Genomic DNA, 19,031 nt, shown 5'->3' on the forward strand with positions numbered 1-19,031 from the left:
CAAGCCCGCTCCTTATGGTTTAGTGTGCAGATTCCTTGTTCTTCAGGGCATCAATACCCACTGCGACGGCGATGACCAGACCTATAACCACCTGTTGCCAGAAGGAAGGAACATTCATGATGTTGAGTCCGTTACGAATCACCGCCAGCAGAAGAGCCCCAACCAGAGTTCCGGAAACTTTACCTGAACCGCCGGCCAGAGATGCACCCCCAATCACGACCGCCGCAATCGCATCGAGCTCGTATCCCACACCGGCTTGTGCGCCAGCGGAATTGAGTCGACCAGCCATAACCATTCCAGCCACACCCGCATATAGTCCGCACAACGCAAACACGGTCACCTGCACCTTTTTCACGGGGATACCCGAAAGCCTAGCTGCCTCGATATTGCCACCGACGGCATACATGGCACGCCCCATTGCGGTTCGGTTGAGGATTACAGCCGCCACAACACCCGAGAGAGCAAATACGATAATCGGTACAGGAATCGGACCTATACTCCCCCCTAACATGTTTACCGCAGGTGAGGTGGGAATCGGTTTTCCTTGGGAAATCACCAGGGTGAGCCCACGAGCGATGGAGAGCATCGCCAGGGTAGCAATGAAAGACGGCAAACGAAAATACGCATTGCTAATTCCGTTTACTGCCCCGCACATGATTCCAGCCAGCAATCCAACTAGCAAAGCTAGCCAGCTGGGGATACCCATAACGGTAAAGGCGTAAGCACCCACCATGGCTGACAGGGCCAGCATGGAGCCAACGGACAGGTCAATGCCAGCTGCCACGATGACGAAAGTCATTCCAAACGCAAGAATTGCGGTGACCGCTGTTTGCACACCAATTTGGGTGAAGTTGTTCACCGAAAGGAACACCGGTGACGCTAGGCTCAAAACGATAGCCAAGATTACCAAACCGACCAGAGCTCCATTGTTGGCAAGGAAGGTTTTGACATTGACCAGCCCGTTAGACGGCTTCAATTCACGCTGAGCGCTTGGTTTCGTTACTGTTTGCATATTGGCCTTCTTTTCTAAATTTGTGACAACTCTGCGACATTGGAAACCGCCAGTGTCATGATTTCGTCTTGAGTGGTTCCTCTACCCGGAAGTTCCCCGGCAACTCGACCTTCCGACATCACCAGAATCCGGTCTGACATACCTAGTACCTCAGGCAATTCACTGGAAACCATCACCACCGCGCCACCATCGGACACGATTTGATTGATAAGTTCATAGATTTCGACTTTTGCACCTACGTCGACCCCGCGAGTCGGCTCATCGAGAAGTAACACCTTCGATCCGGCCAACACCCACCGTCCAAACACTAGCTTTTGTTGGTTTCCTCCCGAAAGCTCTTTGACTTTCTGATCAATGCTCTCCATACGGACTCGCATCCGCTGGGACACTCCTTCAGCTTGTTTACGCAACATTCTTCGTTGGGCTATCCCGAAACGAGCACTGGGCATGAGTTTTGCATAGCCGAGGTTTTCGCCAGCCGTTGCACCCAAAACCAAGCCCTGAGCTTTGCGGTCTTCCGGAACCATGCCCAGACCCAAAGAAATCTTTTTAGCAATCTGGGAGTTTGGAACTTCCTTTCCCTGAATTTGAATCACTCCAGAGTCAAATGTGTCGGCTCCCGCGATGGCTCTCAAGACCTCGGTTCTTCCTGCACCAACCAAGCCGGCGATTCCCAATACCTCTCCAGCACGAACATTGAAACTAACATCAGAGAAATTCCCTGCTGAACTTAGGTTTTTCACCTCCAGCAGTATCTTTCCGGCTTTAACCTGGCGGGAGGGGAACTGTTCATCAATAGATCGTCCCACCATGAGACGCACCAGCTCAGGTTCCGGAGTCTTCGCGTCTACCTGCGCCACGAGGTTTCCATCCCGTAGCACCGAAACAGTGTCCCCGATTTCTGCTAGTTCGTTCAGGTGGTGAGAGATAAAAATCATCCCCACCCCTTGTGCCTTTAGTGAGCGCATCAGCTCAAATAAGACCTTTATCTCTTTTGTCGTCAAAGCTGCTGTGGGCTCATCAAGTATCAGTATTTTGGACTTTACGGATAGAGCCTTGGCGATTTCGACCAACTGCTGACCTGCTATCCCCAATTCGCCCACGGGCTGTTTGAGATTGAGTTTCATGCCTACCAAATCCAAAGCCTCTTGTGCCCGGCGATAAAGTTCACGTTTATCTAACATTCCGGCCTTGGTTGGGAGTCTGCCCAGCAAAAGGTTCTCTGCCACGCTCATCTTGGGGACGAGGTTGAGTTCTTGGTGAATTACCGAAATTCCGTATGACTCCGCGTCCTTAACGTTCGCTATTGTCACTGGTTTCCCATCCAGGAACAGTTCACCCTTATCTGCACTGTATATTCCGGCAATAATTTTGATGAGGGTGGATTTACCAGCACCGTTTTCTCCCAGCAAGACATGCACTTTCCCTGGTTCTACGCGCAGAGAAATGTCTTTTAACACCTCTACTGGTCCAAAAGATTTATAGATATGCTTTAGTTCCAACGTTGTCATCTGCGCTGCTCCTTACTTTGCCCGCGCTGTGGATTTGCGGAGTATGAGGGAAGTTGGCAAGTGAAGGCTTTGCGCTTCTTCCCCTGCAATTAGTTTTTGCAACTCCTGAACAGCCAGAGAACTCATTTCTTCAATATCCTGGTTAATCGTGGTCAACGGTGGATTGAGGTGTTCCATAATTGGCAGGTCGTCATAACCGATAATCGATAACTCCTGTGGCACGTGGATTCCCTGTTTGCCGAGGTAGCTGAGAATCGGCCACAGTCGCGGCGTGTAAGCGATGATGGCCGCGCTGACATTGGCTTCCAACAGCTCTTGCATCAACGCAACTGAGTGCTGTTCACCGTCTGATTTCGGATTCACCACGGTTTCCAGCCCCAGTTCAGCACCAATCTCTAGGAAGACCCGAAGACGCTGTTGCGCAGTTGAAGTATGTTCTGGACCCAACACCATCCCAATGCGTTTGTGTCCCAATCCCTGCAGGTGAATCAGCGCATCGCGAATTCCTGGGTACGCATCTGAATCTACTGTAGGTACCTCGTAACCTTCCATCGTGCGATCAACGAACACAACAGGAACTCCCGCTCGTTGCACCTGTTTTAGAGCTGAGGAATGGCGGCTTTGAATAACCAGAATCATCCCGTCAACTCGATGTTCCAAAGCTTGATATAGGAATTGCTCCTGTTGCTCAAAGTTCTCTGAGGCGTTGCCGATAATCATGGCATATCCTGCTTCTGCCAGGCTAGTTTGCAGTCCGTGGGCAAGGAGACCAAAGTACGGGTTACGTACGTCTGAAACAAGAACTGCCACGACCCGATTTTGTTTGGAACGCAGCGAACGAGCCAGTCCATTCGGAGTGTAGTGGAGCTTTTTAATCGCCGCGTAAACTTGCCTTTTAGCCTTTTCAGAAGCCGATTTTCCCGAAAGTACGCGCGAAACGGTAGCCACCGAAACCCCGGATTCCTCGGCTACGTCTTTAATGGTCACGTTAGCGCGCATTGACTCTCCACTCCATTGTGTAAACGATTACATGTAATCGTTTACACAATGTTGCCACACATAGAGAGCTGTGTCAAGAAAAACCAATAGGAAAATTTTTTCCTGAAGAAACTCCCTGTTCAGAGAAGTTTGGCAGGGAAAATTCTGGGGTTAGACCAGGAAGAACGCTTCGGTAATACCCTCTAAATCTCCTGTTGACCAAGAATGGGCATCAGCAATCCGTTTGGCAAACCTATATACCCGCTTCTATAACCCGCAAAGCCGCGTGCAGCACTTCGGGGGTGGTCGCCAGGTTCAAACGGAAAGAGTTTTCAAAGCCCTTGCCCAAGTCCGCGCCGTCGTTGACGATTAGGCCGCGATCCCGCAGGGTCTGGGCTGGGCAATCTCCGAGGATTCCATCAGTTTCCCACCATGACAAATAGGTCGCCTCGGGCAGGAACACCCGGAAGTGCTCACCGTGATGGGCCAACCAGCCACGGACGGTTTCCCGATTCTCGACAATCTGCGCTTTGACTTCCCCCAACCATTCGCGGCTATCGCGGAAAGCACTGATGGATGCCAGCATCCCCCACGGGGTCGCCCCGGAGGCAAAAACTTGCAGCGGGGTGCGCAAACGTTGCCGCAGCGATTCGTCGGGAATGATCCACTGTGCACAGTGCAGACCGGGGATGTTCCACCCTTTTGAAGCAGCTGACGCAGTCACGGTCCGGGAAGCTGCCAACGCCGAAAATTGAGCAAAGGGGTGGAACTGTCCGTCCAAGACCAGCGGGGAGTGAATCTCATCCGAGAACACTAAGACGTCTGGGTGATCTGCCAAAATAGCGCACAATCCAGACATCTCAGCGGGACTCACGCACTTACCTACAGGGTTCCAGGGGTTGCACAGCACCAGCAGCCCCCCTGCCTGCGCCGAGCGGAAAACCTGCGAAATCCCCTCCAAGTTCAGCTGATACTGGCCAGTTTGCGCATCATAGTTGGACACGACCTGCACGACTTCGTGTCCCTGGTCTTGGGGCATCGTCAAAAATGGCATATAGGCAGGTGTCGGCACCACCACCGGAGCCTGCGGGGGAAGAATACTCATCACAGCCTGCAGCACCGACAGTACATCGGAGGCCACGCCAACCGCATCAGGCTCGATTTGCCAGCCGAATTCAGCCGCATAAAATTCTCGCATTGCCTGGCCAACATGTTGGGATAGACCTACGGGAGGGTAGCCGGTGATGGTGTCGTCGAGGGCGGACTGCAGGGTATCCCTCACGGCAGGCGCAATCCCAAAGTCCATTTCCGCGACCCACATACCCAGGGCTCCGGGGTGGATACTCCACTTCAGGGAGCGAGATTTTTTCAAGTCAGACAAAGACGGTAACGCTATCACCCCTATATTCTAGGGGAAATGAGCGCCAAAATGAGGTCAAGCGCCGCGCTTTCAACAGTCGGTCCCAGCGGTGCTGAAATAAGGACGCAGCCCAGACACATAATGTATCCGGGCCGCGTCCTTTATCCAGATTGAAAGGTCTAAGAGACCTCAACCGAGTTTCAGTTGTGGAGAATTACTTGGCCTTTTCGGCAATCTCCACCAGGCGCCAGTGCTTAGTCTTGGACAGCGGGCGCGTTTCCATGATGACGACCAAGTCGCCGATACCGGCGAGGTTTTGCTCATCATGAACCGTAACCTTCTTGGTTTTGCGCATGACCTTGCCGTAAAGCGGGTGCTTCACGCGGTCTTCGAGCTGAACCACGATGGTTTTTTCCATGCGATCAGACACCACGTAGCCGCGGCGCACCTTACGGTGATTGCGTTCGGTCGTTTCGGTAGTCATTGTTTCGTCTGCCATTGATTACTCCTTAACGCTGGGCTCGGTACGAATGCCGAGTTCCCGCTCACGGTAAATGGTGTAGATACGGGCGACATCGCGGCGAACCGCCTTAATGCGGCCGTGGTCTTCGAGCTGACCGGTAGCTTGGGCGAAACGCAGGTTGAAAAGCTCCTGCTTCGCGTCCTTCAGCTTCATCGCGAGCTGCTCGTTGTCCATGGCATCCAAATCGTTAGGAGCCAGTCCTTTGGAACCTATCATGTTCATTCACCACCCTCTCGGGAAATAAAACGGGTCTTGATGGGCAATTTGTGCTGGGCGCGAGACAGAGCTTCGCGGGCCAGTTCTTCGCTGACACCAGCGATTTCAAACAGCACACGGCCGGGCTTGACCGGAGCCACCCACCATTCGGGGGAACCTTTACCAGAACCCATACGAGTTTCCGCGGGCTTCTTGGTCAGCGGACGATCCGGGAAGATGTTAATCCAGATCTTGCCACCACGCTTGACGTGACGAGTCACGGCAATACGAGCCGCTTCAATCTGACGGTTAGTCAGGTAAGCGCCCTCCAGGGCTTGGATACCGTAATCGCCGAAAGCGATTTCGGTGCCGCCCTTAGCGTAGCCACGCCGGCCCGGACGGTGCTGGCGACGCCACTTAGTACGACGAGGAATCAGCATTGCTTATGCCTCCGTTTCTGTGGTTGCCCCGGCGGCGACGGTCGCGGCTTCGGGGGTTTCGTTTACGTTTTCGTTGGCCGCGTTGTCAGCAGGACGGTCGGCACGAGGACGGCGGGTCCCCGCGTGACGGTCGTTGCGGCGACCCGTGCGGCCGGCCTGTTCAGCCTGCATCCGGTTCCAATCCCGTTCGGTCATGTCACCCTTGTAAATCCAGACCTTCACACCGATACGACCAAAAGTGGTCCGTGCTTCGTAGAAGCCGTAGTCGATGTTGGCACGCAAGGTATGCAACGGCACGCGGCCTTCCCGGTAGAACTCAGAGCGGGACATTTCAGCACCGCCCAAACGACCGGAGCACTGCACGCGGATACCTTTGGCACCCGCACGCTGCGCAGACTGCATTCCCTTACGCATAGCGCGGCGGAAAGACACACGGGCGCTGAGCTGTTCAGCAATGGACTGAGCGACCAGCTGCGCATCCAAATCGGGGTTCTTAACCTCGCGAATGTTCAACTGTACCTGTTTGCCCGTCAGCTTTTCCAGCTGGGCACGCAGGCGATCCGCTTCCGCGCCGCGGCGTCCGATGACGATACCGGGACGAGCCGTGTACAGGTCAACAGACACACGATCGCGGGTCCGTTCGATTTCGACCTTAGAAATACCGGCGCGTTCCAGCTTGTCCTGCATGAGACGACGAATCTCGACGTCTTCCTTCACGAAGTCGCGGTAACGCTGACCGGACTTCGTAGAGTCAGCAAACCAGCGGGAACGGTGTTCCGCGGTTACGCCCAGACGGAAACCAGTGGGATGTACTTTCTGACCCATTATTTACTCCGCTCCCTTCTCAGTGCTTTTCGCGGCGGGCTTTTTTGCCGCCGTGCTCTTCGTAGCCGTGGACTTGGTCGTGGACGACTTCGAGGTCGTAGACTTTGCGGCCGTTGTCTTGGTCGCAGTGGACTTCGTCGTGGTCGACTTGGTGGTCTTGGACTTTGCAGCCGTGGACTTAGTCGTGCTCGCCTTGGTGGCCGCAGCCTTGGTTGTCGTGGACTTAGCCGTGGCTGGCTTCTTGGCAGGAGCCTTCTTGGCCGTGGTCGTGGACTTCGCAGCCGACTCTTCCTTGGCTTCTACCGGCTTAGCTGCCTTTTTTGTGACAGCGGCCGCAGCAGCCTTCTTTGCGGCGGAAGCCGAAATCCGATCAGCTTCCGGACGGCGCTGGGACGGCAAGTACGGAGCGGCAAGTTCCTTCTTGTCTTCCGCGTCTCCCACCACAATGGTCAGGTGAGAAGTACGCTTCAAGATACGCGCCCCGCGCCCTTGTGCCCGAGCCCGGAAACGCTTCATCGTGGGTCCGTCATTGACGTAGGCCTCGATGACGTACATCTCATCGGAATCAAAAGACGTACCGGCGTTGCGAGCAGCCTGTTCAGCGTTAGCCAAGGCGGAAACCAGAGTCTTGCGGATTGGCAAGGCCGGCTTTTGCGGAGCAAACTTCAGCACGTCAAGCGCCTTGTTCGCTTCCATTCCGCGCACCTCATTCATGATGCGGCGAGCCTTTTGCGGAGTCACGCGCACATAGCGGGTATGAGCAGTAGCTTTCATGTTCTATCCCTCCCCCGCTTTAGCGGCGACCTTTCTTGTCTTCCTTGTCGTGACCACGGAAAGTACGAGTCGGAGCAAATTCACCCAACTTGTGACCGACCATGGATTCGGTGATAAACACCGGCACGTGCTTGCGACCGTCGTGCACCGCGATGGTGTGACCCAGGAAATCCGGGGTAATCATCGAACGGCGCGACCAGGTCTTAATGACGTTCTTTGTGTTGGCCTCGTTTTGTGCGTCCACCTTCTTTTGCAGGTGAGCATCAACAAAGGGGCCTTTCTTCAAACTGCGTGGCATAAACAAACTCCCCTATCAGCGATTCTTGCCAGTCTTACGGCGACGGACAATGTACTGATTCGACGCCTTCTTCTTGCTACGAGTACGACCCTCGGGCTTGCCCCAGGGGCTCACCGGGTGACGGCCACCAGAAGTGCGGCCTTCGCCACCACCGTGCGGGTGGTCAACCGGGTTCATAACCACACCACGGACCTTCGGACGGCGTCCCAACCAACGGGAGCGACCGGCCTTGCCCAAGTCGATGTTGGCATGATCGGAGTTACCGACTTCACCAATGGTGGCGCGGCAACGAGCATCCACGTTGCGGATTTCGCCAGACGGCATCCGCAGCTGAGCAAAACGCCCCTCTTTGGCGACCAGCTGGACAGAAACGCCAGCGGAGCGGGCAATCTTGGCCCCGCCGCCCGGACGCATCTCTACAGCGTGAATCGTGGTACCCAGCGGAATGTTCTTCAGCGGCAAGTTGTTGCCGGGCTTGATATCCGCAGTGGGGCCCTGTTCGATGGAATCGCCCTGCTTCAGCTTGGACGGAGCCAAGATGTAGCGCTTTTCGCCATCGGCGTAGTGCAGCAAAGCAATGCGCGCCGAACGGTTCGGATCGTATTCAATATGGGCTACCTTGGCGGGGATACCATCCTTGTCGTGACGACGGAAGTCAATCAGGCGGTACTGGCGCTTGTGGCCGCCACCGCGACGACGAGAGGTAATCCGACCTTTGTTGTTGCGCCCACCGGTCTTGTGCAGCGGACGAACCAGGGACTTTTCCGGGTGATCACGCGTAATTTCCGCGAAATCAGACACGGAAGAACCACGACGGCCCGGAGTTGTTGGCTTGTACTTACGAATTCCCATGAGTTATCCCCCTTAGGCCTGCATCCCAAAGACGTCAATCGAGCCCTCTTTGAGGGTGACGATGGCGCGCTTGGTGTCGTTACGCTTGCCCCAGCCAGTACGGGTGCGCACGCGCTTGCCCTCACGGTTCTGGGTATTGACGGAAGCAACCTTTACCTTAAAGATTTCTTCGATAGCCGACTTGATTTCAACTTTGTTTGCGTCGGGTGCCACCACGAAGGTGTACTGACCGTGGTCAATCAAGTTGTAGGCTTTTTCGCTGACGACGGGCTTAATAATCACGTCGTGCGGGTTCTTAGTCTTTTCCAGGCTCACTTGTCTTCTCCTTTCCCAAGGAAGGAGTCCAACGCCGTTGCCGAGAACACCACATCGTCGTTAGCCAACACATCGTAGGTGTTCAGCTCGCCGACGAACAGAGCGTGGTGCTCGCTGAGGTTATTCACGCTCAACGCCACGACGTCATCAACTTCCGGGGTCAACACAATCAGGGCGCGACGATCGTCGACAACACCCTGCAAAGCTGCTTTCGCGGCCTTGGTGGACGGGGCTTCCTTGACACCGAAGTCGCTCAACACGTGGATACGCCCAGCGCGCGCCCGATCAGACAAAGCCTGGCGCAAAGCGGCGGTCTTCATCTTTTTCGGGGTGTTCTGGGAGTAGTCACGAGGCTGCGGACCGTGTACGATGCCGCCGCCAGCGAACTGCGGGGCGCGAATAGAGCCCTGACGAGCCCGGCCGGTACCCTTTTGACGCCACGGCTTCTTGCCGCCGCCGGCAACGTCACCACGAGTCTTAGTGGCGTGGGTCCCCTGACGAGCGGCCGCCAACTGGGCGTTTACGACCTGGTGTACCAAGGGGTTGTTAAAGTCGAGGTCGAAAACCTCTCCGGGCAGCTCTACGGTGCCGGTTTTCTTGCCGACGCCATCAAAAATGTCTACGCTGCGGTTTTCAGTCATTGTTAGGCTCCCTTCACTGCAGAGCGGATCATGACGATGCCGCCTTTGGGGCCGGGAATCGCGCCGGTCAAAACGACCAGACCCTTTTCCGCGTCCACAGCCTGAACCTTCAAGTTCATGATGGTGCGACGGTTACCGCCCATGCGACCGGCCATGTTCAAGCCTTTGAACACGCGGCCGGGGGTGGCGCAAGCGCCGATAGAGCCGGGCTTGCGGTGGTTGCGGTGCGCACCGTGAGAAGAGGACACGCCCTGGAAACCGTGACGCTTCATCACCCCGGCAAAGCCTTTGCCTTTGGTGTTTCCGGAAACGTCAACCAGGACTCCCGCATCAAAAACATCCGCGCCCAGTTCCTGACCGAGCTCGTAGGAGCTGGCGTCGTTGGTGCGAATTTCCGCGAGGTGACGGCGCGGCTCAACCCCGGCCTTGGCGAAGTGACCCGCCATCGGCTTGGTGACCTTGCGCTCGTCCATCTTGCCGAAGCCCAGCTGGACAGCATCGTAGCCGTCGGTTTCATTGGTACGAATCTGGGTGACGACATTCTTTTCGACCTGGACCACCGTCACGGGAATCAACTTGCCGTCTTCATCCCAGACCTGGGTCATGCCGAGCTTGCGCCCCAGTAATGCCTTTACAGAGGCCATGGTGTCGTTAGTCATCGTGGTCCTCCTTACAGCTTAATCTCAATATTCACGTCTGCCGGCAGTTCGAGACGCATCAGCGAATCAACTGCGGAAGGCGTGGGGTCAATAATGTCAATCAGACGCTTGTGGGTGCGAACTTCAAATTGCTCCCGGCTGTCCTTATATTTGTGCGGCGACCGAATCACAACGTAAACGTTCTTTTCGGTCGGCAGGGGCACAGGTCCGACTACGGTAGCGCCAGCACTGGTTACCGTCTCGACAATTTTCTTTGCCGAGGAGTCAATGACCTCATGGTCATAAGACTTCAGCCGAATGCGGATTTTTTGTCCCGCCATGGGCTAACCTCTCTCTAACTGGTTCTTCACCGGTACACGCTTTCGGGTGTGTCGCATTTGTAAACGCAACACGAGCGAAATCTCGCACCGTTGGATTTCCATTCCACCTGACTTTTGCCAGGCAAGTGCGCACTGGGAGGCGTGAACCCGCCTCAAGATGCGCCGAGGATAAAGCCTACGCTAAAACCGCTGTCTGATGCAAATTCTGCGGTCAGTTCAAACCCACCACAAATAACTGTTCACGAAAAATGTTGCACACTTTCGACTCTTTAAATGCTATTACAAACCTAAGCCGAGACACCGCAACGCCGGGAGATACCCTAAACAGCTGAACTAAGCGGCAGACTCGGGGTAAAAAGGGGTAAAAATCAGGACAGCATGGTCCGGTCAGATAGCGCCGCACCCTTGAACTTGGCGAACTGGGCCAGCAGGTCGTCCACAGTCGCGTTTTCCTTGTCTTTCCCGCTCAGTTCCATAATGATTTCGCCCTCATGCATCATGATGAGGCGGTTGCCCAGGTGCAGAGCCTGTTCCATATTGTGAGTCACCATCAGGGTGGTCAGTCCGTGGCGCGCCACCAGCTCCTGGGTCAACCGGGTGATCAACTCGGCACGCGCCGGATCCAAAGCCGCCGTGTGTTCGTCCAACAGCAAAATCTTCGGCTGAGTGAACACGGCCATCACCAGGGACAACGCTTGACGCTGCCCACCGGAGAGCAAACCCACGCGGGCGGTCAGGCGATTTTCCAAACCTTGTTCCAAAACCTTGAGCTCTTCACGGAACTGCGCTTTGCGGGTTCGGGTCACCCCGAGTCCCAGTCCGTGCCCATGCGTGCGCGCCCAGGCAATCGCCAAGTTCTCTTCAATAGTCATGTGCGGGCAGGTTCCCGCCATCGGGTCTTGGAACACGCGTCCCACGTAACGCGCCACTTTGTAGTCAGGTTTGCGCGTCACATCGTGGCCGTCAATATGTATCTGTCCCAAGTCCGGGCGGTAACGTCCCGAGACGATGTTCAGCAAGGTCGATTTGCCCGCTCCGTTGGAACCGATGACGGTCACAAAGTCGCCCTCGTCCAACTGCAGGGAGATGTCACGCAGAGCAATTTTTTCGTTAACGGTGTGACGGAAAAACGCCTTGGAAATATGCGAAAGTTCTAGCATGGTTCACAGCCCCTTCCGCCGGGTCCGTTTGGTGATATGTTTATCCGCCGGGCGGGTATCTCCGGAGTCAAGCTCTTCAGCGTCGGCCGTATCCCAGGGCTGCACCCCGGAGAACTCCGCAATGGGATGGTTCTTTTGCCACGAAAGAAAGCCTTTCCACCGTGGGGCAATGAGGAACACCACCACGATGATGGCGCTCAACAGTTTCATGTCGTTAGGGTTGAATCCCGGAATCATCAAGGCAGCTTGAATGATGACGCGATACACGACAGAGCCGCCCACCACGGCCAACACTGCCATCCAGATGCGTCCGGTGGGAATGACCGCGGTGCCAATGATAACCGAGGCTAAACCGGCAATAATCAACCCGATACCCATAGAAATATCCGCGAAGCCTTGATACTGGGCAATGAGGGAACCGGACAGCGCCACCAAGCCATTGGACAGCGCCAAGCCGATTAGTTTGGCCAAGTCGGTGTTCACACCTTGGGCGCGCGCCATTTCTTCGTTATCCCCGGTGGCGCGCAAAGCCAAACCCAGATTGGTGGATAGGAACCACACGACTATCCCGCAGGCTACCAGCAGGACCACCAACAGAATCGCTACGCTGACCCACGTCCCCACCAGATTTGCCTCCCGCAGTGGCGTGAACAGCGATTCTTCACGCCGAAACGGCAGGTTGGATTTGCCCATGATGCGCAGGTTCACCGAATACAAACCAATCTGGGTCAAAATCCCTGCCAGCAGCGGGTGAATCTTCCCCGCCGTGTTCAGTAAGCCGGTAATCAGCCCGGCAATCAGTCCCACCGCGAATCCCGCCAAGGTTCCCAGCCACGGGCTGCCTCCACCGAGGATAACTACCGCGCAAGCTGCCGCTCCGGTGGTAAAACTCGAGTCAATCGTCAAATCGGCGAAATCGAGGATTCTGAATGTGAGGTACACCCCCAAGGCCATCAATCCGTAAATGAGGCCCAGCTCCACCGCACCAATCATATTTTTTCAAATCCTTACGTGTATTCACAAGGTTCCCCGGTTACGTTCTCGGGGTCGCTCACCCACTAATTAAAACACGAGCCTGACACCCCAGCCAAAATAGGGCCCTGGAAACACGCGCGGTTCCAACATCGCAAAAGCCCACCCCGCTTTTAGGCAGGATGGGCTGTTGTCTAAACACTGCGGTTACTCGTAAACCACCTTGTCGGCTTTAGCCGAAAGCTCAGCGGGAATCGGGTGTCCCTGCTTCTCGGCGGCCTCCGGGTTTATCACCAGTAACGGAGTTTTTTGGGCTTCCACCGGCATAGTTGCGGGTTTAGCCTCGCCCTTTAAGATTTTCACAGCCATTTCTCCGGTCTGATGGCCCAAGGTTGTGTAATCCAGACCCAGCGTCAAAGCCGCACCGTTACCGACCGAACTGGACTCACCAGCCACCGTAAGGATGCCCTTTTCCTCCGCCACCTGCAGCACGGAATCCAACGCGGCTACCACGGTGTTATCGGTAGGAATGAAAATGGCATCGACTCCGGTCAGAGTCTGAGCAGCCTGCTGAACTTCGGCGGTGTTAGTGATGGTTTTTTCCACCACTTCCAACCCTTGTTTCTTAGCTTCAGCTTTCGCCAATTTGACTTGTACCTGCGAGTTTACCTCTCCGGAAGAGTAGATAATGCCAACCTTTTGAGCATCGGGAATCACCTGTTTGACCAGGTCAATCTGTTTCGCCACCGGATTCATATCCGTAGTGCCGGTCACGTTGTAACCCGGCGCCTCGTTAGATTCCACCAGCTCCGCTGCCACCGGATCCGTCACCGCGGTGAACAGTACCGGGGTATCGACCACGTTTTGGGCGATGGACTGAGCCATAGGGGTGGCGATAGCAAACACCAAATCGTAATCACCCGCAGCGTACTTTGAGGCGATGGAGTTCACGTTGGTCTGGTCCCCTTGGGCATTGGAAGCGTCATAGGAAACTTCCAGGCCAGCTTCACTTAAAGCGGCTTTAAATCCGGCTACTGCCTCGTCCAAGGGCGGGAAACTGGCGTACTGGGCAATAGCGACTTTGTATTTGCCATCTCCGCTGGCAGCACCTCCCTTGGTGGCGTCTGTAGAGGAACAACCCGCCAGCGCCAAAGCGGCCATACCGACGACTATTGAGGCAATTATTCTACGCATCAGGAAAATCCTTCGTTTTGGTGAATATTGAAACTCACCATAACGCTATTCACGTTTTGAAAAAAACTCGTCTCACATATCGAACTACAGGGTGAGTGAAAGGAATCCAACCGGAAAGCAAAAGGTTACACCGGGCCGACAAATCGGTCTCGTATCCACCGGAAGAAATTACTGATCCCATCCGCGACCACGGTGTCGGTCACGTTACGCGACAGCCAAGAATATAACCCCATAAACCAGAAAGTCAGGCGTTCCGTCCAGTTTCCGGAACGCCAGTCTTTCGGTACCCAGGAAATGGACTTCAAACGCGCGGCCGAAAATACCTGGGTGTATTGCAAAATTGCTTCCAGACCATGACGAATCCCCTGGCCGCTTTCGCTTTTGCCCTGAATCGGCGCCTTCCACGACATATCCATCGAGAAATACGTGTCGTTGACGCTGACTGCGGCAAACTGTGCATTGTTAATCAGGGTCCGCACGAAATCGATGTCGCGAGTAAAGACGGCGGCAGAATCAATCACTCGTGACCCCGTTACCAGGCGCACCACGTTCGCGATGTCTTTGAACGATAGCAGCGCCACTACCGGTCCGTACACTTCCGTTTCCAGAAGCTCCAAATCAGGAGGCAAATCCGCCACGATGGTCGGCTCAAAAAAAGTCGGACTAATCTCAGGACGCGGATGGGACCCCGTCAGTACCCGGGCGCCGTTCTCAAGAGCCAGTTTCACAACTTTTTCACAATTCTTGACTCGGCCAGGGTACATCATGGAGCCCATAGTGGCGTGCCGATCCACGAATCGCCCGACCCGAATCTGCTCATGGGTATATTGGAGCATCATCTGTTCAAACGGTTCTCGCACTGATTCATGCACAAAAATAATCTCGACAGCTTTCGTGGATTGGCCGGCGTTCAGGAAAGCCGAACGAGCACAGGCTTTCGCCGCGTCCCACAATTTCGCGTCATCCATCACCAACGCAATGTTTTTAACCCCTCCAAAGCAAGAAATGGGCACCGAGTGGCGAGCACACTCCATCGAGATTTTTTGACACATCCGGTTCGGTCCGATGGCTGAAACATAGTCGAGGGCCGGAATGAACTGCATCCCGAACTGTGAAGATTCCGAAACCACGATGCGCCACACGTCTGCGGGCATCCCGGCGTCCACCAGCACCGCTTTCATCAACAGGGCTCCCAGAGCCGCCTGGGGAGTCACGAAATTGACCACCGTGTTACCGGCCATAATAGGGTTCAAGATATCGCAGACCATAGAAATTGGATTGTCCGCGGAAGTGAACATCCCTACTACCCCCATGGGGCGGTACCAAACCCGATAGGTGGACAGCGGTACCGAGCCCCCACCCCGGCGCGGTTTCCACAGATACCTCAAATGTCGCTTAATGCCCCGTACCTGGGTAATCATGTAAAAATACTCTGAGGAAGCGTCCAGCCAGGATTTCCCGCTCAACAGCTGGTCGAGCCCAATAATCGGCTCATAGTAACGCACAACTCGTCTCAAGAATCGGTACAGAATGCGTGAACGCGTGTAAATGCTCTCTTGTGACCACTGTTCACTCACGGCATGAGCCCGAAGCACGGATTGTTCTCCATCAGAGAAGGTGGAGCAATGCAGGGTTCCGAAGGATTCCCAAGTCTGGACATTGTAAACCGGAGCATCAGCACCGCTCTCGCCACGACCGGCAATGAGCAAGGACGTCATGAACTTGTCGTCGATACCCTTGGGGTATTCCATGTCTCCTCCTTCCTGACTGTAATCTAAGGGTTCGTTTCTCCAGTTTGTCCGAATCCGTTGTCACTCTGACGCAGCGAAACGAAAGCGGTTCTATACCGGGCCGTGAATCCGATTCTTAATGTGATGTCGCAGGTTGCGCCACGCATAAGCAATCACCGTATCGGTGAACAGAATCGAGGCAATCACTGCGGCACGGCTAGAGAAAAAGCTCCACCGTTCCATCCGGTTTCCGGGCTGGAGGTCGTTTGAAATCCAGGGATGACCTTCCTGCCTGGCCACGGATTGAACGCGGGAATACTGCAGAATCGACTCCAACCCGTGACGGATGCCGGAGCCGGTACTCCTGATACCCTGAATCGGAGCTTGCCACGTCGAGTACAGACTCATGTAGGAGTCGTTGATGATTACCGCTGCGCCGTTGGCTGCTTGGATGAAATCGCGCATCATGAACTCGGATTCAGTGAACAGATAGATACAGTAACTGTGCCGAGACGTGCCCAAGAAGCGTGATACTTCCGTGAGGTCCTGGAATGGTTGCAGATAGATGAGGGGGCCGTGAAGCTCACTTGCACAGATTGCGGCGTCCTGCGGCACTCTGGCGAGGATGGTCGGTTCATAGAAGGACGGTCCCAGGTCCGGGGCGGTGTTACCGCCTAGGACTAGCTCAGCCCCTCGTTGGACCGCGTCGTCCACCAGCTCCTGGATGGTTTGCGCCCGCTGCGGTGTCAGCATAGCACCCAAGGTGGTTTCAGCAGAATCCAGAGAACCAATGGCAACCTGGTCTGACACAAAGTCTTTCAAGGCGAGTTTAAAGTAATCAAAAATTGAATCCTGCACCCAGATGATTTCGGCGCTGTTTACGGTTTGTCCCGCGTGTTGGAAACCAGCACGGGCCATCGCCCGGACCGCATGATCAAAACGGCAATCTTCACAAATCACCCCAACGTTAAGCACCTGCAGGAAACCCTTGAACGGAACCCGGTATTCCTGGCAAATTCTCGAAATCCGGCGTCCTAACTTTTCCGAGCCTAAAACCGTGACCATATCTAGACCGGGAATGACGGCGCGCCCCGCTTTTGAAGTTGTGTCCGGAATAATCTTCCACAAACCGTACGGCATTCCCGCATCTACCAACATGGCGTGCATCAGTACAGCGCCCAAGGCCGCCTGGGGGGTCACGAAGTTTACGACCGCATTGCCCGCCGCAATCGCCTGTAGGACATCGTTGATTGAAGAAAGCGGCCAGTCAGGTGACGTGAAAATTCCCACTATGCCCAAGGGACGCTGGTAAACACGCCACCGCGAACCGGGTAGCGCTCCCCTACCAGCTCGGTGTTTGCCCAGCCTACGGCTGGAAAATTTGATGTTTTTCGCGGTGGACAAAACATCGAGAAACTCTTCGTGGGCATCAATTAATGATTTGCCGCTGAGCATTTGCGACAGGGCGACCATTTCGTTTTGGTACTTCCACACTAACTGGGAAAATCGGGCCAAAACTTTGGCGCGCCCATAGGGCCCCATTTCAGTCCAGACCACCTGTGCTGCCTGCACCGTCATCAAAGATTCCTGGGCGTCTTCGGGGGAAGCCGTAGCGACCCGGGTCAGCAACCGTCCGGATTCCACATCGACCACGTCTTTGCGAGGACCGTGCATCCAGGACAAAAATTCTGCCAAGATGGCAAAAAATCTGTCGTCCAAGACATCGGAATGCACTGCAACCCCTCCCTGTACGTCAATTGTAGGTTACGAACAGCCTTTTGAATTATAGCCAAGCCGGAAAGCTATGAGGACCATTGCCGGGTTCTGTCGCTTTATAGCAAGGTGGGCAGGAAACCGAAGTTTCCTGCCCACCGCTGTGTAATTGACCGTAGGTAATTACGCGATAATCTTGGTCACCTTGCCGGAACCAACGGTACGGCCGCCTTCGCGGATAGCGAAGCCGAGGCCTTCTTCCATAGCGATAGGCTGAATCAGCTCCACGCTGATTTCAGTGGTGTCGCCAGGCATAACCATTTCGGTGCCTTCGGGCAGGTGGATAACACCGGTAACGTCGGTGGTGCGGAAGAAGAACTGCGGGCGGTAGCCATCGTAGAAGGACTTGTGACGTCCGCCTTCATCCTTCTTCAAGATGTAGACCTTGCCCTCGAACTTGGTGTGCGGGGTCACGGAACCAGGAATGCAGATAACCTGGCCGCGCTCCACATCTTCACGCTTGGTGCCGCGCAGCAGCAGACCACAGTTCTCGCCGGCGTAGGCCTCGTCCATGGACTTGTGGAACATTTCGATACCGGTAACGGTGGTCTTTTGCGTCGGACGGATGCCCACGATTTCGACTTCGGCGTTCAACGGCAGCTTGCCGCGCTCCACACGACCGGTCACCACGGTGCCGCGGCCGGTAATGGTGAAGACGTCTTCGATAGGCATCAAGAACGGCTTGTCGAGGTCACGAACAGGCTCAGGAATGTAGGTGTCAACCGCTTCCACGAGCTCTTCAACCTTCTTGGTCCACTCGGCGTCGCCTTCCAGAGCCTTCAGAGCGGAAAGGTGGATGATCGGGCAGTCGCGGTCGAAGCCCTGCTTCTCCAGGTCTTCACGGATTTCGTCCTCCACGATTTCCAGCATGTCTTCGTCCACATCCGGGGAATCGCACTTGTTCAGAGCGACCAGGATGGAAGGCACGCCGACCTGCTTGGCCAACAGGATGTGCTCCTTGGTCTGAGCCATCGGGCCGTCAGTGGCAGCCACCACGAGGATAGCGCCGTCCATTTGCGCAGCGCCGGTAATCATGTTCTTGATGTAGTCGGCGTGGCCAGGGGCGTCCACGTGAGCGTAGTGACGGTTGGGGGTTTCGTATTCAACGTGAGAAACGTTGATGGTGATGCCGCGCTGACGTTCCTCCGGAGCGTTATCCACCTGATCGAAGGGGGTGAACTTGTTTGCGGGCAAATCCGGATACTTGTCAGCCAACACCTTGGTGATAGCTGCAGTCAAAGTAGTCTTGCCGTGGTCAACGTGACCAATGGTGCCGACGTTAACGTGCGGCTTGTCATGAGTATAAGTGCCTTGTGCCACTTCTTTCTTTCCTCCTGGACTTTAGGTAGTTTTGCTCCGTAATAAATAAGCAGATGTCAGATTACCACTATCTTACGGATTTTCCTACCTGGGTTTTTCTTGATTTTTCTTCTTGCGGATTTTTGCGGGTTTTTCCTGGAGTGTCCCCAGCGGCTTTCGAGACGCACCCGGCTACGCGC

Annotated in this window: 21 protein-coding genes; all 21 read right to left on the reverse strand. The window is 55.1% G+C overall.

Annotated features, from left to right (window positions below):
- Positions 1–19: 19 nt before the first annotated feature.
- On the reverse strand, positions 20–1,012 hold the full coding sequence (locus RQ935_RS03470) for an ABC transporter permease (RefSeq protein ID WP_308536015.1): 993 nt from the start codon (positions 1,010–1,012) through the stop codon (positions 20–22).
- Between the two features lie 14 nt (positions 1,013–1,026).
- Positions 1,027–2,523, reverse strand: a complete 1,497-nt coding sequence (locus RQ935_RS03475) for a sugar ABC transporter ATP-binding protein (protein ID WP_311497233.1) — start codon at positions 2,521–2,523, stop codon at positions 1,027–1,029.
- A 12-nt stretch (positions 2,524–2,535) separates the two neighbouring features.
- On the reverse strand, positions 2,536–3,522 hold the full coding sequence (locus RQ935_RS03480; protein ID WP_308536018.1) for a LacI family DNA-binding transcriptional regulator: 987 nt from the start codon (positions 3,520–3,522) through the stop codon (positions 2,536–2,538).
- Positions 3,523–3,754: 232 nt separating this feature from the next.
- Positions 3,755–4,900: an aminotransferase class I/II-fold pyridoxal phosphate-dependent enzyme gene (locus RQ935_RS03485; RefSeq protein WP_311497234.1), complete on the reverse strand. Its 1,146-nt coding sequence runs from the start codon at positions 4,898–4,900 to the stop codon at positions 3,755–3,757.
- A 175-nt stretch (positions 4,901–5,075) separates the two neighbouring features.
- A complete protein-coding gene (gene rpsQ, locus RQ935_RS03490) occupies positions 5,076–5,360 on the reverse strand; it encodes a 30S ribosomal protein S17 (protein WP_004008341.1) in 285 nt (94 codons plus the stop codon).
- A gap of 3 nt (positions 5,361–5,363) precedes the next feature.
- Positions 5,364–5,606, reverse strand: a complete 243-nt coding sequence (rpmC, locus tag RQ935_RS03495) for a 50S ribosomal protein L29 (RefSeq protein ID WP_004008342.1) — start codon at positions 5,604–5,606, stop codon at positions 5,364–5,366.
- Positions 5,603–6,019, reverse strand: a complete 417-nt coding sequence (gene rplP / locus RQ935_RS03500) for a 50S ribosomal protein L16 (RefSeq protein ID WP_282922097.1) — start codon at positions 6,017–6,019, stop codon at positions 5,603–5,605. The genes rpmC and rplP overlap by 4 nt, the downstream gene beginning before the upstream one ends.
- A 3-nt stretch (positions 6,020–6,022) precedes the next feature.
- Positions 6,023–6,844, reverse strand: a complete 822-nt coding sequence (rpsC, locus tag RQ935_RS03505; protein ID WP_282922098.1) for a 30S ribosomal protein S3 — start codon at positions 6,842–6,844, stop codon at positions 6,023–6,025.
- A gap of 3 nt (positions 6,845–6,847) precedes the next feature.
- Entirely contained in the window at positions 6,848–7,618 is a 771-nt protein-coding gene (gene rplV / locus RQ935_RS03510) for a 50S ribosomal protein L22 (RefSeq protein ID WP_311497235.1), read from the reverse strand.
- A gap of 19 nt (positions 7,619–7,637) precedes the next feature.
- Complete coding sequence (gene rpsS / locus RQ935_RS03515; RefSeq protein WP_282922100.1) at positions 7,638–7,916, reverse strand: 30S ribosomal protein S19; 279 nt, start codon at positions 7,914–7,916, stop codon at positions 7,638–7,640.
- A 15-nt stretch (positions 7,917–7,931) separates the two neighbouring features.
- A complete protein-coding gene (gene rplB, locus RQ935_RS03520) occupies positions 7,932–8,768 on the reverse strand; it encodes a 50S ribosomal protein L2 (protein WP_282922101.1) in 837 nt (278 codons plus the stop codon).
- Between the two features lie 12 nt (positions 8,769–8,780).
- Positions 8,781–9,083: a 50S ribosomal protein L23 gene (rplW, locus tag RQ935_RS03525; RefSeq protein WP_282922102.1), complete on the reverse strand. Its 303-nt coding sequence runs from the start codon at positions 9,081–9,083 to the stop codon at positions 8,781–8,783.
- A complete protein-coding gene (gene rplD / locus RQ935_RS03530) occupies positions 9,080–9,724 on the reverse strand; it encodes a 50S ribosomal protein L4 (protein WP_311497236.1) in 645 nt (214 codons plus the stop codon). Before rplD ends, rplW begins: the two co-directional genes overlap by 4 nt.
- A 2-nt stretch (positions 9,725–9,726) precedes the next feature.
- Positions 9,727–10,383, reverse strand: coding sequence for a 50S ribosomal protein L3 (rplC, locus tag RQ935_RS03535; RefSeq protein WP_282922104.1), 657 nt, complete (start codon positions 10,381–10,383; stop codon positions 9,727–9,729).
- A gap of 11 nt (positions 10,384–10,394) precedes the next feature.
- Positions 10,395–10,703, reverse strand: a complete 309-nt coding sequence (rpsJ, locus tag RQ935_RS03540; protein WP_004008351.1) for a 30S ribosomal protein S10 — start codon at positions 10,701–10,703, stop codon at positions 10,395–10,397.
- A gap of 368 nt (positions 10,704–11,071) precedes the next feature.
- The gene (locus tag RQ935_RS03545; RefSeq protein ID WP_311497237.1) at positions 11,072–11,863 is read right to left on the reverse strand and encodes an ABC transporter ATP-binding protein; all 792 of its coding nucleotides are present in this window, start codon (positions 11,861–11,863) and stop codon (positions 11,072–11,074) included.
- Positions 11,864–11,866: 3 nt separating this feature from the next.
- On the reverse strand, positions 11,867–12,856 hold the full coding sequence (locus RQ935_RS03550; protein WP_295026546.1) for an ABC transporter permease: 990 nt from the start codon (positions 12,854–12,856) through the stop codon (positions 11,867–11,869).
- A gap of 186 nt (positions 12,857–13,042) precedes the next feature.
- Positions 13,043–14,029 carry an ABC transporter substrate-binding protein gene (locus tag RQ935_RS03555; protein ID WP_311497238.1) on the reverse strand — a complete coding sequence of 329 codons (987 nt, stop codon included), beginning with the start codon at positions 14,027–14,029 and terminating at the stop codon, positions 13,043–13,045.
- Between the two features lie 125 nt (positions 14,030–14,154).
- Positions 14,155–15,780, reverse strand: a complete 1,626-nt coding sequence (locus RQ935_RS03560; protein WP_282922109.1) for an aldehyde dehydrogenase family protein — start codon at positions 15,778–15,780, stop codon at positions 14,155–14,157.
- A 90-nt stretch (positions 15,781–15,870) separates the two neighbouring features.
- Positions 15,871–17,493: an aldehyde dehydrogenase gene (locus RQ935_RS03565; RefSeq protein ID WP_298635883.1), complete on the reverse strand. Its 1,623-nt coding sequence runs from the start codon at positions 17,491–17,493 to the stop codon at positions 15,871–15,873.
- A 162-nt stretch (positions 17,494–17,655) separates the two neighbouring features.
- Complete coding sequence (tuf, locus tag RQ935_RS03570) at positions 17,656–18,852, reverse strand: elongation factor Tu (RefSeq protein ID WP_282922111.1); 1,197 nt, start codon at positions 18,850–18,852, stop codon at positions 17,656–17,658.
- Positions 18,853–19,031 lie beyond the last annotated feature (179 nt).

Origin of the sequence: uncultured Mobiluncus sp., assembly GCF_963511525.1 — a bacterium.
Lineage (GTDB): Bacteria > Actinomycetota > Actinomycetes > Actinomycetales > Actinomycetaceae > Mobiluncus.